At 63.4% G+C, this 13,850-nt stretch carries 13 protein-coding genes and 3 tRNA genes; 8 read left to right on the forward strand and 8 right to left on the reverse strand.

Features of this window, described 5'->3' with window-relative positions:
- Position 1: 1 nt before the first annotated feature.
- From CCOS865_RS04490 to CCOS865_RS04510, 5 genes are all read right to left on the reverse strand, one after another.
- Complete coding sequence (locus CCOS865_RS04490; protein ID WP_119138289.1) at positions 2-862, reverse strand: branched-chain amino acid ABC transporter permease; 861 nt, start codon at positions 860-862, stop codon at positions 2-4.
- 64 nt (positions 863-926) lie between these two features.
- A complete protein-coding gene (locus CCOS865_RS04495; RefSeq protein WP_119138291.1) occupies positions 927-2,129 on the reverse strand; it encodes an ABC transporter substrate-binding protein in 1,203 nt (400 codons plus the stop codon).
- Between the two features lie 90 nt (positions 2,130-2,219).
- Positions 2,220-2,984, reverse strand: coding sequence for a FadR/GntR family transcriptional regulator (locus CCOS865_RS04500; protein ID WP_119138293.1), 765 nt, complete (start codon positions 2,982-2,984; stop codon positions 2,220-2,222).
- A gap of 171 nt (positions 2,985-3,155) precedes the next feature.
- Positions 3,156-3,386 carry a PP0621 family protein gene (locus CCOS865_RS04505; protein ID WP_119138295.1) on the reverse strand — a complete coding sequence of 77 codons (231 nt, stop codon included), beginning with the start codon at positions 3,384-3,386 and terminating at the stop codon, positions 3,156-3,158.
- 95 nt (positions 3,387-3,481) lie between these two features.
- A complete protein-coding gene (locus CCOS865_RS04510; RefSeq protein ID WP_119138297.1) occupies positions 3,482-4,501 on the reverse strand; it encodes an outer membrane protein assembly factor BamD in 1,020 nt (339 codons plus the stop codon).
- A 147-nt stretch (positions 4,502-4,648) separates the two neighbouring features.
- Between CCOS865_RS04510 and rluD the strand changes: the two genes are divergently transcribed.
- The 7 genes from rluD to CCOS865_RS04545 all read left to right on the forward strand — a co-directional run bounded on the left by rluD (position 4,649) and on the right by CCOS865_RS04545 (position 10,607).
- A complete protein-coding gene (rluD, locus tag CCOS865_RS04515; RefSeq protein WP_119138299.1) occupies positions 4,649-5,611 on the forward strand; it encodes a 23S rRNA pseudouridine(1911/1915/1917) synthase RluD in 963 nt (320 codons plus the stop codon).
- The gene (gene pgeF / locus CCOS865_RS04520; RefSeq protein ID WP_119138301.1) at positions 5,608-6,345 is read left to right on the forward strand and encodes a peptidoglycan editing factor PgeF; all 738 of its coding nucleotides are present in this window, start codon (positions 5,608-5,610) and stop codon (positions 6,343-6,345) included. Before rluD ends, pgeF begins: the two co-directional genes overlap by 4 nt.
- 286 nt (positions 6,346-6,631) lie before the next feature.
- Entirely contained in the window at positions 6,632-9,196 is a 2,565-nt protein-coding gene (clpB, locus tag CCOS865_RS04525) for an ATP-dependent chaperone ClpB (protein ID WP_119138303.1), read from the forward strand.
- A gap of 535 nt (positions 9,197-9,731) precedes the next feature.
- Positions 9,732-9,807: transfer RNA gene (locus CCOS865_RS04530), tRNA-Asn, on the forward strand.
- Between the two features lie 4 nt (positions 9,808-9,811).
- Positions 9,812-9,888, forward strand: a tRNA-Pro gene (locus CCOS865_RS04535).
- Positions 9,889-9,894: 6 nt separating this feature from the next.
- Positions 9,895-9,970 (forward strand) — tRNA-Lys (locus tag CCOS865_RS04540).
- Between the two features lie 100 nt (positions 9,971-10,070).
- Positions 10,071-10,607 (forward strand): dihydrofolate reductase family protein, encoded by a 537-nt coding sequence (locus CCOS865_RS04545; protein WP_119138305.1) that lies wholly within the window; start codon positions 10,071-10,073, stop codon positions 10,605-10,607.
- 139 nt (positions 10,608-10,746) lie between these two features.
- Here the strand turns inward: CCOS865_RS04545 and CCOS865_RS04550 are convergent, their stop codons facing one another.
- From CCOS865_RS04550 to CCOS865_RS04560, 3 genes are all read right to left on the reverse strand, one after another.
- Entirely contained in the window at positions 10,747-12,042 is a 1,296-nt protein-coding gene (locus tag CCOS865_RS04550; RefSeq protein WP_119138307.1) for an NAD(P)/FAD-dependent oxidoreductase, read from the reverse strand.
- Between the two features lie 81 nt (positions 12,043-12,123).
- Complete coding sequence (locus CCOS865_RS04555) at positions 12,124-12,297, reverse strand: DUF3094 family protein (protein ID WP_119138309.1); 174 nt, start codon at positions 12,295-12,297, stop codon at positions 12,124-12,126.
- A gap of 133 nt (positions 12,298-12,430) precedes the next feature.
- Positions 12,431-13,060, reverse strand: coding sequence for a DUF1780 domain-containing protein (locus CCOS865_RS04560; RefSeq protein WP_119138311.1), 630 nt, complete (start codon positions 13,058-13,060; stop codon positions 12,431-12,433).
- Between the two features lie 100 nt (positions 13,061-13,160).
- Here CCOS865_RS04560 and CCOS865_RS04565 point away from each other — a divergent pair, with 100 nt between their 5' ends.
- Positions 13,161-13,841: an energy-coupling factor ABC transporter permease gene (locus CCOS865_RS04565; RefSeq protein ID WP_119138313.1), complete on the forward strand. Its 681-nt coding sequence runs from the start codon at positions 13,161-13,163 to the stop codon at positions 13,839-13,841.
- Positions 13,842-13,850 lie beyond the last annotated feature (9 nt).

The raw sequence follows: 13,850 nt of genomic DNA on the forward strand, positions 1-13,850 counted from the left end.
TTCATGCTCTCCCGAACAGGCCGTAGGGACGTACCAGGATCACCGCCGCCATCGCGCCGTAGATCATCAGGCTGGCGCCTTGTGGCCAGAGGCTGGTCATCATGCTTTGCACCACACCCACCAGCAGGCCGCCGACCAGCGCGCCGCCGAACGAGCCCATGCCACCGATCACCACCACCACGAAGGCGATGCCGAGGATCTCCGGGCCGACGAACGGCTGGGCGCCGCGCAAGGGCGCGAACAGCACCCCGGCGACCCCGGCCAGGCCGACGCCAAGGGCGAAGGTGAGGGAAAACAGGCGGAAGATATTGGTGCCCAGCAGCGACACGGTTTCGGTGCTCTCACTGCCGGCGCGGACCAGCGCACCGAAGCGCGTGCGCTCCAGCAGCAGCCACAGGCCGAGGCCGATCAAGGCGGCAAAGCCGATCAGGAACAGTCGGTAGTACGGGTAGATGAAGTCGCCGACGATCAGCACCCCGCGCAGCTCCGGCGGCACCGCGATGTGCTTGCCGACCGGGCCCCAGATCAGCACCGAGGCTTCCTGGATGATCAGCGCGATGCCCAGGGTGACGAGGATCTGGAAGGTGTGCGGCAGGTGGTAGATGCGTTTGATCAGCACCCGCTCGACCGCCCAGGCCAGCGCCGCCACGGCCAGGGGCGCAATCAGCAGGGCCAGCCAGAAGTTGCCGGTCAGCGCCACGGCCGTGTAGCACAGGTAGGCGCCGAGCACGAAGAACGCCCCGTGGGCGAAGTTGACGAAGTTGAGCAAGCCGAAAATGATCGTCAGGCCGACGGCGATCAGGAAGTAGATCATCCCCAGGCCAAGGCCGTTGAGTAGCTGGAACAGGTACAAATCGAGCATGAAGGTGCCCTCTGCAGCGCGCCGCGCGCCTGCATGTGTGTAGAAAGGGGGCTGGCGCCGTGGCTCAGGCCAGTGTGCAACCGCTGTGATCGGCCTCGACGAACGAGCGGCCGGCGCTGAGCACCTCGGCCAGGTCATCCTCGTCGCGCATCTGCGCCTGGGCCTTGCCGCGCAGCAGGTAGTAATCCTTGAGCACCTGGTGATCACCGGGGCGGATCAGCTCCTCGCCGGTCGGGCCCTGGAAGCGCATGCCCTGCAGGGCCTGGGACACGGCGGCGCCGTCGAGGCTGGCGGCCTTGACGATGGCCTCGAGCATCACCCGGGTGCCGATGTAGTCGGCGGCCAGCGGGTAATTGGGGTTGATGCCATAGGCCTTGCGGGTGGCCGCGACCAGCTCGCGGTTGAGTGGGGTGTCGACCTGGTGCCAGTACTGCGCGCCGAGGTACACGCCTTCGAGCACATCACTGCCGAGCTCCTGGAACTGGTCGAGCCCGGCCGACCACACCAGGAGGATCTTCATCCGCTCCTTGATGCCGAAGTTGACCGCCTGGCGCAGCGCGTTGGACGACTGGCTGCCAAAGTTGAGCAGCACCAGCACATCGGGCTTGGAGGCGATCGCGTTGGTCAGGTAGCCGGAGAACTCCTGCTCCTGCAACGAGTGGTAGCTGTTGCCGATGTGCTCGATGCCGTGCTCGGCGAAGACCTTGCGGGCGTTGTCGAGCAGGGCGTCGCCAAACACGTATTGCGGGGTGATGGTGTACCAGCGCTTGGCCTCGGGCAGCAGCTTGATCAGCGGCACCAGGGTTTCGCGGATGGCGCCGTAGGTCGGCACCGACCAGCGGAAGGTCGAGCTGTTGCAGTCCTTGCCGGTGATTTCGTCGGCACCGACCGGGGTCATGAACACGCCCCCGGCCTTGTGGATCTCCTTGGACACCGCCAGCGCCGAGGACGACAGGGTGCAACCCTGGAAGAAGCGTGCGCCATCCTGGCCGATGGCTTCCTGAACCTTGCGTACCGCCTTGCCAGCATTGCCCTCGGTGTCGATGACCTTGTACTTCAGTGGCCGGCCGAGCAGTTGCGGGTGCTCGGCGATGGCCAGGCGCGACCCCATGTCGGCGTACTTGCCATAACTGGCAAAGGGCCCGGACATGGACTTGAGCCCATAGAACGTCAGCGGTTCATCGGCGAATGCCCGGTGCGCTCCGAGGGGGAGGCTGCCGAGGGCACCCAGGGCAAGGCCTGCTTTGAGCAGGGTACGTCTTTGCATGAGTAACTCCTTGGTTGTGGTTATTAGGCAGGAGTGGCAATGACAAAGCGGGTACGGCCGGGCCTGTGTGCAGGCCTCTGTCCAGGCACATCAAGGGTGGTGGGGGAACTCCAGGAGGAAGTTGCGGGCGACTTCGCCTTCCAGCGCGGTCATGTGGTGCTCGGCGTCGCACATGTGCTCGTGCATCAGGCGGCGTACGGCGGGTTCGTCGCTGGCGCGCAGGGCCAGCAACAGTTGCTTGTGGTAGTCGATGTTGGCGGCGGCGAACGCCTGGCGCTTGGGCAGGTAGGCTTTTTTCAGCACCACCAGGTCGCGCAGCAGGTCGTTGAGAAACACCGCCATGAAGCTCAGCAGCGGGTTGCGGCAGCGGCGGGCGAGCAGGGTATGGAACTCGATCTCGGCCAGGCGCTGCTCGCGCTGGCCTTCTTCGCTGTCTTCCGGGGTGCTGCAGAAATCGATGTTGGCTTGCAGCGCGCTGTAGTCGTCGTCGCTGAGCAGGCCCATCACCGACACCGCCAGCTCGACCTCGATGACCTTGCGCAGCTGGTACACCTGCTCGCCGTCCAGGTGCTGGAAGTGCAGGTAGTTGCGCAGGGCGCGGCTGGCCGGTTCGGTGCCGACTTCATTGAGGTATGCGCCGCCGGCAGGGCCGGTGCGGGTGCTGACCAGGCCCTCGACCTCGAGCGCCTTGAGCGCTTCGCGGGCGGTGCCCTTGGAGCATTCGAAGTGCTCCATCAGCTCGCGCTCGGTGGGCAGGCGGTCACCCGGGTGCAGCGCCTCGGTAACGATCGAGCGCTTGACCGACTCGACGATCATGTCGGAGAGCTTTTGCCGTTTGCGCTTGGGTTTGAGCATGAGGGCTATTTTTCATATTTATGCGGATAAATAGGATTTAGCGAATTTTGCTCGGGCGGGTCAATGGTGGCGGCGGGGGAGGGGTCGTAAATGAAGCAGAAGGGTCGGGCAGGGATATGTACGGGGAACATCTTGGGGCTGCGTCGCAGCCCCAATCACAGCCTCGGGCAATCAACGCTGATCGCCAGGCCCTTGCTCCAGGTGCGCGGGGCTGCAGTACCACTCGCCGCCACGGTGCAAGGCGCGGTCGTTGGGCAGGTGCACGCCGCAGTGGGCGCAGCGGACCATCTTCAGCGGGTCGTCGAGCCGCTGCTCAGGGCGTGATTGCTGGCTGAGCTTGAACTTGCGCCACAGCCAGAACGCGGCGGCGATCAGGGCGATCCAGAAAAGTAGGCGAACCATGGTGTCCAGCTTGTCGAGAAATAGAGCTGACAGTCTAGGGCGCGGGCATGAAAAAAGGGAGGCCTAGGCCTCCCTTTCTCATGCAGCGCGCGGGATCAGTCGAACAGACCAAAGGTCGCGTAGCTGAACCACGAACGGCTCTGCTCGGCTTCTTTCGGGCCTGCCGGCAGGACCGGGTCACCGTTTTCGTCTTTTGGCAGCAGGTCGACCGGCATTTCGTCGCGGGCATCCTTGAACTGGCGCACCACGTCCTGGTTGGCGCGGGTCTCGCCCGGCGGCAACGGGGTTTCGGTTTCGATCAGGCCCAGGGTCGCCTTGGACAGCCACGAACGGCCTTCGGCATCGTCCTGCTTGGGCTCGAAGCTGCCGTCGACCAGGCTCGGGTGGTTCGGGTAGTTGAGCTTGAGGGTTTCCAGGCTGGTGGCGGCCAGCTCGTCCAGGTGCATGTGCTGGTAAGCCTCGACCATGACGGCCAGGCCGTCGCCGACGGACGGCGTTTCCTGGAAGTTCTCGACCACGTAGCGGCCACGGTTGGCGGCGGCCACGTAAGCCTGGCGGCTCAGGTAGTAGTCGGCAACGTGGATCTCGTAGGCGGCCAGCAGGTTGCGCAGGTAGATCATGCGCTGCTTGGCGTCTGGCGCGTAGCGGCTGTTGGGGAAGCGGCTGGTGAGCTGGGCGAACTCGTTGTACGAGTCGCGGGCGGCACCCGGGTCACGCTTGGTCATGTCCAGCGGCAGGAAGCGCGCCAGCAGGCCGCGGTCCTGGTCGAACGAGGTCAGGCCTTTCAGGTAATAGGCGTAGTCGACGTTCGGGTGCTGCGGGTGCAGGCGGATAAAGCGCTCGGCAGAGGACTTGGCGGCCTCTGGCTCGGAGTTCTTGTAGTTGGCGTAAATCAGCTCGAGCTGGGCCTGGTCGGCGTAACGGCCGAACGGGTAGCGCGACTCCAAGGCCTTGAGCTTGCCCACGGCGCTGGTGTAGCTGTGGTTGTCCAGATCGGCCTGCGCCTGCTGGTACAACTCGGCTTCACTGAGGTTTTCGTCAATCACTTCCTTGTTCGAGGAACAGGCAGCGGTGAGCCCGAGGATGGCGATCAGCAGCAGGTGTTTCACTTGCATGGCGGCTTGCGTCCTTTGACGGCCGCTGTCTTGGGCGGTGCCGTCCTGTTATGATGAGCGCCCCCGGCATACCCCGGGGCAAAAGAAGCCGTATTTAACCACAAGCGCGCAGTTGAAACCAAAGGCTGTGCGCCCGCCGAATCGAGCATGTCCGAGATCATTCAACTTAGCGCAGAGGTACCGTCCGAATTGGGCGGTCAACGCCTCGACCAGGTCGCCGCCCAACTGTTCGACGAGTACTCGCGTTCGCGCCTGTCCTCCTGGATCAAAGACGGCCGCTTGACGGTAGATGGCCAGGTCGTGCGTCCGCGCGACACCGTCCATGGTGGCTCCATTCTCGCCCTCGAGGCAGAGCAGGAGGCCCAGGGCGAGTGGATCGCCCAGGACATCGCACTGGACATCGTCTATGAAGACGAGCACATCCTGGTGATCAACAAGCCGACCGGCCTGGTGGTCCACCCGGCTGCGGGTCACGCCGATGGCACCCTGCTCAATGCCTTGCTGCATCACGTGCCGGATATCGTCAACGTGCCGCGTGCGGGTATTGTCCACCGCCTCGACAAAGACACCACCGGCCTGATGGTGGTGGCCAAGACCCTGCAGGCGCAGACCAAGCTGGTCGAGCAGATGCAGAGCCGCCTGGTCAGCCGCATCTATGAGTGCATCGTGATCGGCGTGGTGACCGCGGGGGGCAAGATCGACGCCCCGATCGGCCGCCACGGTGGCCAGCGTCAGCGCATGGCAGTGACTGAAGGCGGCAAGTCCGCGGTCAGCCACTACCGCGTGCTGGAGCGGTTCCGTTCGCACACCCATGTGCGGGTCAAGCTGGAAACCGGCCGTACCCACCAGATCCGTGTGCACATGGCTCACGTGGGCTTCCCGCTGGTCGGTGACCCGACCTACGGCGGTCGCTTCCGGATTCCGCCAGCCGCCAGCGCGACCATGGTCGATGCCCTCAAGACCTTCCCGCGGCAAGCCCTGCATGCGCGCTTCCTGGCCTTGAAGCACCCGATCACCGGTGCGGTGATGAAGTGGGAATCGCCCCTGCCGGATGACTTCGTCTGGTTGCTGTCGCTGCTCAAGCAGGACCGCGGCAGCTTTATCGGATGAACGGTCTGACGCAGCTGCTGCGCCCCGACTGGCCGGCCCCGGCCTCGGTGCGCGCCTGCGTCACTACCCGCGAGGGTGGGGTCAGCCTGCCGCCGTATGAGCAGTTCAACCTGGGTGACCATGTGGGCGATGACCCAGCGGCGGTTGCCGAGAACCGGCGGCGCTTGAGTGATCGGTTCTCTATTCGTCCGGCCTGGCTCACGCAAGTGCACGGCCTGGTCGTGGCGGACGCTGACCCGGCCGTGGTCGCCGAGGCCGATGCCAGCTGGACCGACCAGCCGGGTATCGCCTGCACGGTGATGACCGCCGACTGCCTGCCTGCACTGTTCTGTGACCGCGCCGGTACCCGCGTAGCGGCAGCCCATGCCGGCTGGCGCGGGTTGGCCGGTGGCGTGCTCGAAGCGACCCTGGACCGGCTGGCGCTGCCGGCTGACGAGGTGCTCGTCTGGCTGGGCCCGGCGATCGGGCCGCAAGCGTTCGAGGTCGGCCTGGAAGTGCGCGATGCGTTTACCGCCGTACACCCCGAGGCCGCTGGCGCCTTTGTGCCCGGTGGGCGCCCTGACAAGCTGCTGGCCGACATTTATGCGCTGGCGCGTATTCGCCTGGCAGCGCGTGGGGTCACTGCTGTTTATGGCGGTGGCCTGTGCACGGTCAGCGACCCACGCTTCTTCTCCTATCGCCGCACCCCGCAGGGTGGGCGCTTCGCCTCGCTGGTCTGGCTCGAGCCGCGCTGATCCACTTGGGGCCGCTTTGCGGCCCATCGCCGGCAAGCCAGCTCCTACAGGTACCGCGGCGATGTTCAGAACGACGCGGTCCTTGTAGGAGCTGGCTTGCCGGCGATGGGCGGCGCAGCAGCCCCAACGGCCAAACGGTCATCTCAGGCATTTGCATTACTGACCTCGGTCAACCCCGCTACGCTTGAATCTCTCACAATCAGCCCAATCTATTGGTTATCTCTGGCAGGTTTCTTCATCAGGTGTGTCCATCGCTCCGGCCTGCCCCTATTAGGAAGGTATCCCCATGCGAATAGACCGATTAACCAGCAAGCTGCAATTGGCGTTATCCGACTCTCAATCCCTGGCCGTTGGCATGGATCATCCTGCCATCGAGCCGCAGCACCTGTTGCAGGCGCTGATCGACCAGCAAGGCGGCTCGATCAAGCCGCTGCTGATGCAGGTCGGCTTCGACATCAACAGCCTGCGCACGGCGCTGAGCAAAGAGCTCGACCAGCTGCCGAAGATCCAGAACCCCACCGGCGACGTCAACATGTCGCAGGACCTGGCGCGCCTGCTCAACCAGGCCGATCGCCTGGCCCAGCAGAAGGGCGACCAGTTCATCTCCAGTGAACTGGTGCTGCTCGCCGCCATGGACGAGAACAGCAAGGTCGGCAAGCTGCTGCTCGGTCAGGGCATCAGCAAGAAGGCCCTGGAAAACGCCATTACCCACCTGCGCGGCGGCGCGGCGGTCAATGACGCCAACGCCGAAGAGTCGCGCCAGGCCCTGGACAAGTACACCGTCGACCTCACCAAGCGCGCCGAAGACGGCAAGCTCGACCCGGTGATCGGCCGTGACGACGAAATCCGCCGCACCATCCAGGTGCTGCAGCGCCGGACCAAGAACAACCCGGTGCTGATCGGCGAGCCTGGCGTGGGCAAGACCGCCATCGCCGAAGGCCTGGCCCAGCGCATCATCAATGGCGAAGTGCCTGACGGCCTCAAGGGCAAGCGCCTGCTCGCCCTCGACATGGGGGCGCTGATCGCCGGTGCCAAGTACCGCGGCGAGTTCGAAGAGCGCCTCAAAGGCCTGCTCAACGAGCTGTCCAAGCAGGAAGGCCAGATCATCCTGTTCATCGACGAGCTGCACACCATGGTCGGCGCCGGCAAAGGCGAGGGCGCCATGGACGCCGGCAACATGCTCAAGCCGGCCCTGGCCCGTGGCGAACTGCACTGTGTCGGCGCCACCACGCTCAACGAGTACCGCCAGTACATAGAGAAGGACGCGGCGCTCGAGCGACGCTTCCAGAAGGTGCTGGTCGAAGAGCCGAGCGAGGAAGACACCATCGCCATCCTGCGCGGCCTCAAAGAGCGCTACGAGGTGCACCACAAGGTGGCCATCACCGACGGCGCGATCATTGCTGCGGCCAAGCTCAGCCACCGCTACATCACCGATCGGCAGTTGCCCGACAAGGCCATCGACCTGATCGACGAAGCGGCCAGCCGCATCCGCATGGAGATCGACTCCAAGCCGGAAGTGCTCGACCGCCTCGACCGGCGCCTGATCCAGCTCAAGGTGGAGTCCCAGGCACTGAAGAAAGAAGAAGACGAGGCGGCCAAGAAGCGTCTCGAGAAGCTCACCGAAGAAATCGAGCGCCTCGAACGTGAATACTCCGACCTCGAAGAGATCTGGCAGTCCGAGAAAGCCGAAGTGCAGGGCTCGGCGCAGATCCAGCAAAAGATCGAGCAAGCCCGCCAGGAGCTCGAGGCTGCCCGGCGCAAAGGCGACCTCAGCCGCATGGCCGAGCTGCAGTACGGGGTGATCCCGGACCTGGAGCGCAGCCTGCAGATGGTCGACCAGCACGGCAAGACCGAGAACCAGCTGCTGCGCAACAAGGTCACCGAGGAAGAAATTGCCGAAGTGGTCTCCAAGTGGACCGGCATCCCGGTGTCCAAGATGCTCGAAGGCGAGCGTGAGAAGCTGCTGCAGATGGAGCACTTGCTGCACCAGCGGGTGATCGGCCAGAGCGAAGCGGTCACGGCCGTGGCCAACGCGGTACGTCGCTCGCGTGCGGGCTTGTCCGACCCCAACCGGCCCAGCGGCTCGTTCCTGTTCCTTGGCCCGACCGGCGTCGGCAAGACCGAACTGTGCAAGGCCCTGGCGGAGTTTTTGTTCGACACCGAAGAGGCCATGGTGCGCATCGACATGTCCGAGTTCATGGAGAAACACTCCGTGGCTCGCCTGATCGGCGCCCCACCAGGCTACGTCGGCTACGAGGAGGGCGGTTACCTGACCGAGGCGGTGCGTCGCAAGCCGTACGCGGTGGTGCTGCTGGACGAGGTGGAGAAGGCCCACCCGGATGTCTTCAACGTGCTCCTGCAAGTGCTTGAAGACGGCCGCCTGACCGACAGCCACGGGCGTACCGTGGACTTCCGCAACACGGTCATCGTGATGACCTCCAACCTGGGCTCGGCGCAGATCCAGGAGCTGGTCGGTGATCGCGAGGCACAGCGTGCGGCGGTGATGGACGCGGTGGGTAGCCACTTCCGTCCGGAGTTCATCAACCGCATCGACGAAGTGGTGGTGTTCGAGCCGCTGGGCCGCGAGCAGATCGCCGGTATCACCGAGATCCAGCTTGGCCGCCTGCGCAGCCGCCTGATCGAGCGCGAGCTGAGCCTGAGCTTGAGCCCGGAAGCGATCGACAAGCTGATCGCGGTCGGTTACGACCCGGTGTATGGCGCACGGCCCTTGAAGCGGGCGATCCAGCGCTGGATCGAAAACCCGTTGGCGCAGTTGATCCTGGCGGGCGAATTCTTGCCAGGGTCGGCGATCACCGCCAAGGTCGAGGGCGAAGAAATCGTCTTTGCCTGATAAATAAAATTAAGCCCCGCGCATGCGGGGCTTTTTTTTTGCGCGCTGTTCTAATTTTTTTGGGCGGGTTTTTGGTTTTCTCGCAGTGTTTTTTGATTTTCAGGCGGCGTTTTTTGATTTTTTTGCGCTTGGCGAAGGCTTTTTTACGAGGCGAACTCGCTGCCACGCATCACTTTTTCTGCCAAAGCGGGCTGCGTGGGCGCGGGCTTGCCCCGCGACAGCGACCTTCAACCCCCCGCAAAACCCCGGAAATAGGGCCTTCCAGCTAACCTCATGAAAATTTTGAAATTTATGCTTGCATCTAGAATCGAGTGCTCCTAATATACGCCCCGCTGTCAGCCACTAAGCAGATCGCCAGCGGTAACGACGATCTGAAAACAGTTTGCAAATCAGTAACTTGAAAGCAAATTAGGGGTTGACAAGCAAAACGAAGGATGTAGAATAGCCGGCCTCAGAGACAACAACGCAGCGATGCGGTAAGTCAAAGGGACCGAAGCTTAAACAGCCTTCGGGATCGGAAGATCGAAGTTTTAGTTCCGCGATAGCTCAGTCGGTAGAGCAAATGACTGTTAATCATTGGGTCCCTGGTTCGAGTCCAGGTCGCGGAGCCAATTTCGGGGTGTAGCGCAGTCCGGTAGCGCGCCTGCTTTGGGAGCAGGATGTCAGGAGTTCGAATCCCCTCACCCCGACCATTTTCCGGGTCGTTAGCTCAGTTGGTAGAGCAGTTGGCTTTTAACCAATTGGTCGTAGGTTCGAATCCTACACGACCCACCATGTAAAGAGGGCATCTCGACTGAGATGCCCTTTTTCTTTTGTCTCGATTTTATCCCGCCTACCTTGCTAGCCTTCGGAGATGTCTGAAGGGAGCTTTGTCATGTCTTTGAAAACCAGCGTCTTCATCGCCACCAGCCTGGATGGCTTCATTGCCCGCGAAGACGGCAGCCTTGACTGGCTGATGGGCGCCACCAGTTCCACTGACGATCATGGCTATGCGGCGTTCATGGCCAGCGTCGATACGTTGGTGATGGGGCGTGGCACGTTCGACAAGGTGCTGACGTTTGGTGAGTGGCCTTATCCACAGAAGCGCGTGGTGGTGCTCAGCGGCTCGCTGACGGCGTTACCGGCGGGGCTGGGGGAGGGCGTCGAGCTGCATGCGGGGCCGATATCAGCGTTGCTCGAGCATCTGGCGGCGACGGGCGCAAAAAGCCTGTACCTGGATGGCGGCAAGTTGATTCAGGGGTTCTTGCGTGAGGGCAGGGTGGATGAGTTGACCATCACCCATATTCCGGTGCTGCTGGGGGGCGGGATTCCGCTGTTTGGCGAGCTGGCGCGGGATGTGCTGTTGCAGCACCTGCGTACGACGACGTTCGAGAGTGGCTTTGTGCAGAGCAGCTATCGCGTGGTCAGGTAGATCCTGGGGCTGCTGCGCAGCCCTTCGCGGGCAAGCCCGCTCCTACAGGGTGGTCGCTGGCCTTGAGCCTTGCGCTGGACCTGTAGGAGCGGGCTTGCCCGCGAAGGGGCGCATAGCGCCCCCAGCAATCTTCAGCCGATCAGTGCAACTTCAGACGCGGCTCGGTCCCGCGCCCAATCCGGCTACCCAACATCAGCATCAGGGTCCGGAACAGCCCATACAGCGCCATCTGGTGCATCCGGTACAGCGACACATAAAACATCCGCGCCAGCCACCCTTCGAGCATCACGCTACCGGTCAGGTTACCCATCAGGTTACCCACCGCCGAGAACCGCGACAGCGACACCAGCGAGCCGTAATCCTTATACGCGTAAGTCGGCAACTCCTTGTTGTCCAACCGCGCCTGGAAGCTCTTCACCAGCATCGAAGCCTGCTGGTGCGCCGCCTGCGCACGCGGTGGCACATTGCGGTCGCTGCCCGGCTGCGGGCACGCCGCACAGTCACCAAAGGCGAAGATATCGTCGTCCAGCGTCGTCTGCAGGGTAGGCCGCACGACCAACTGGTTGATCCGGTTGGTCTCCAGCCCATCGATGTCCTTGAGGAAGGCCGGCGCACGAATCCCCGCCGCCCACACCTTGAGGCTGGCCTGGATGACATCGCCACCGGCCGTCTTCAAGCCGTCTTCAGTCACTTCACTGACCGAGGCATTGGTCATCACGGTGATGCCGAGCTTTTCCAGGGTCTTGTGCACCGGCACGCTGATCCGCTCAGGCAGCGCCGGCAGCACGCGCGGGCCGGCCTCGATGATCGTGATGTGCATGTCCTGCGGCTGGATCTTGTCCAGGCCATAGGCCGCCAGCTCATGCGCCGCGTGGTGCAGCTCGGCCGCCAGTTCGACGCCGGTCGCGCCGGCCCCGACGATGGCCACGCTGATCTTCTCGCTCGCCACGTCGCCGGCGTGCGCACGCAGGTAGTGGTTGAGCAGTTGCTGGTGGAAGCGCTCGGCCTGCTTGCGGGTATCCAGGAACAGGCAGTGCTGCGCCGCGCCCAGGGTGCCGAAGTCGTTGGTGTTGCTGCCCACCGCGATCACCAGGCTGTCATAGCCCAGGGTGCGCGCAGGCAGCAGCTCGCGGCCGTCTTCGTCGAGGGTCGCCGCCAGCTGGATCTGCTTGCTCTCACGGTCCAGGCCACTCATGCGGCCGAGCTGGAAGTTGAAGTGGTTCCACTTGGCCTGGGCCACATAGTTGAGCTCGTCTTCCGACGAGTTCAACGAGCCGGCGGCCACTTCGTGCAGCAGCGGCTTCCAGATGTGCGTCAGGTTGGCGTCGACCAGGGTGATCTCGGCCTTTTTCCGTTTGCCCAGGCTTTTACCCAGGCGGGTCGCCAGTTCCAGGCCGCCGGCGCCGCCGCCGACAATCACGATGCGATGTGTCATGGAGAACTCTCATAAGGTTAAACGAATGCTTGCCCCTGAGGGGCGGCGCCGAAGCAGGGCGGAGGGCGAGCGCAAGGCAGCTCATAGCACCAGTCCACTCAGCAAACGGCTCAACAGGCCCAGACCGATGGTCACGGCCACCACCACACCGAGGAGCAGCAAGGGCCGGAACGGCTTGCGCTCAACTTGGTGCTGAGGGGCTTTGAGATACTCATCGACGCGACGCTGATCTTCTGGATTCAGGCGGCTGGTCATGGTGGGCCTCGTCAGGTAGACGCTTGTGACTGCGCAAAGGCTACAGGGTTCGCGCAGGGTCTCGATAACGAATGATAATGCTTTCTATCTCTGCCGCCGAGTGTACGCCATTGCAAAGACTCTCGGCACTGGCTCAAAGACTGATCCCCACATCGAAGACGATGCTGCGCCCCAGGTTACCGCGTAGAAAATCCGGCGCGTCGGGGTGGGCGAACAACACCCGGGCAAAGGTCGGCCCCACCAGCGACAGCGAGCGCCAGCCCTGGCGCAGGTATTCGGTGGGCGGCGGAAAGTGGCTGTTGAGGTCGAGCACTTCGCGCTTGAGGCTGGCGAAGGCAATGATGTCCAGCTCGTTCAGCTCCAGGCCGCGCTCACGGTAGTTGTGGGCCTTCTTGCGCAGGGTCGGCGCCAGGCGCACCAGCAGCTCCTGGGCGCTGATCCGCCGCGGCCGCGCCTCGCGGCGCACCAGCTGGCTGAGGGAAAAGGCACTGCGCCGGCGCTGCAGCTCTTCGCGCCACTCATCGTTGAGGCGGCGGCCTTCATCGAGCACGAAAAACACCTCGAACGCCGCATCGCGAAACAGCACGTCGGGCGGCTCTTGCCCGGCGGGGGTAAAGTCTTCGTTGCGGTAGGGAATGTTCAGCCCTTGCAGCAGGCGTTGGCAGACCCAACGCTCACGCTCCCATTTGCGGGCATTGGACAGGAACGCGTTGGCTTGTTCGGCCTGGATGGTAAGCAGGCGCAGGTAGTCGGAGTCATCCATGGAGACAAGCTTAGCCGCTAATCTGTGACGGTAAGGTGTTGTTTGCCGGTGGGAATCGGGACGTGGATGAGAAACCGTCTGCTACGGGAGAGAGGTCCAGGTGATCAGTGCACATGTGCTGTCCGACACCAGCCTGATGCTCGGTTGGTTAGGCTTGATACCGGTATTGATCTGGGCTGCGGTGCACACCCGCTGGGTCGAGCTGTTTACCGATCGGCGTCGCCAGCACCTGCTGTTCGGCACCGTGTTCGCGCTGTTTGCCCTGTGGCTGGTGCGGCGCGACTTCGACACCGGCGTGTCCTACCACTTCATCGGCATGACGGCCGTGACCTTGCTGCTGGATTGGCCGCTGGCAGTGCTCGGTGGCTTCATCGCCCAGATCGGCTTGTTGCTGCTGGGGCGTCAGGACCTCGCGGCGCTCGGGGTCAACGGCTTGCTGTTCATTGGCCTGCCGGTACTGGTGACCGAGGTGTGCGCGATCCTGGTCGAGCGCGGGCAGCCGCGAAACCTGTTCGTGTACATCTTCTGTTCAGGATTTTTTGCCGCGGCGTTGTCAGCGTTGCTGTGCCTGACGGCGGCGTTGAGCCTGTTGTGGCTGGACGGTCGGTTTGCCATGCCGGAGTGGCTGACCGACTTTGTCGGCTACCTATGGCTGATCATCTTCCCCGAGGCGTTCATCAACGGCATGGTGGTCAGCGCGTTGGTGGTGTTCTGCCCCGAGTGGCTCGAAACCTTCAACCGCACGCGCTACCTGCAAGCCCCCTGGAAAGATGACCCCTAACGCCAGCAT

Origin of the sequence: Pseudomonas reidholzensis, assembly GCF_900536025.1 — a bacterium.
Classification (GTDB): domain Bacteria; phylum Pseudomonadota; class Gammaproteobacteria; order Pseudomonadales; family Pseudomonadaceae; genus Aquipseudomonas; species Aquipseudomonas reidholzensis.

Bases quoted from the DNA above. Each gene is read 5' to 3' on its own strand.
- CCOS865_RS04490 (WP_119138289.1), bottom strand. From the start codon at position 862: ATGCTCGATTTGTACCTGTTCCAGCTACTCAACGGCCTTGGCCTGGGG.
- CCOS865_RS04560 (WP_119138311.1), bottom strand. From the start codon at position 13,060: ATGGATGACTCCGACTACCTGCGCCTGCTTACCATCCAGGCCGAACAA.
- CCOS865_RS04545 (WP_119138305.1), top strand. From the start codon at position 10,071: ATGTCTTTGAAAACCAGCGTCTTCATCGCCACCAGCCTGGATGGCTTC.
- rluD (WP_119138299.1), top strand. From the start codon at position 4,649: ATGTCCGAGATCATTCAACTTAGCGCAGAGGTACCGTCCGAATTGGGC.
- CCOS865_RS04510 (WP_119138297.1), bottom strand. From the start codon at position 4,501: ATGCAAGTGAAACACCTGCTGCTGATCGCCATCCTCGGGCTCACCGCT.
- pgeF (WP_119138301.1), top strand. From the start codon at position 5,608: ATGAACGGTCTGACGCAGCTGCTGCGCCCCGACTGGCCGGCCCCGGCC.
- CCOS865_RS04500 (WP_119138293.1), bottom strand. From the start codon at position 2,984: ATGCTCAAACCCAAGCGCAAACGGCAAAAGCTCTCCGACATGATCGTC.
- CCOS865_RS04505 (WP_119138295.1), bottom strand. From the start codon at position 3,386: ATGGTTCGCCTACTTTTCTGGATCGCCCTGATCGCCGCCGCGTTCTGG.
- CCOS865_RS04495 (WP_119138291.1), bottom strand. From the start codon at position 2,129: ATGCAAAGACGTACCCTGCTCAAAGCAGGCCTTGCCCTGGGTGCCCTC.
- clpB (WP_119138303.1), top strand. From the start codon at position 6,632: ATGCGAATAGACCGATTAACCAGCAAGCTGCAATTGGCGTTATCCGAC.
- CCOS865_RS04550 (WP_119138307.1), bottom strand. From the start codon at position 12,042: ATGACACATCGCATCGTGATTGTCGGCGGCGGCGCCGGCGGCCTGGAA.
- CCOS865_RS04555 (WP_119138309.1), bottom strand. From the start codon at position 12,297: ATGACCAGCCGCCTGAATCCAGAAGATCAGCGTCGCGTCGATGAGTAT.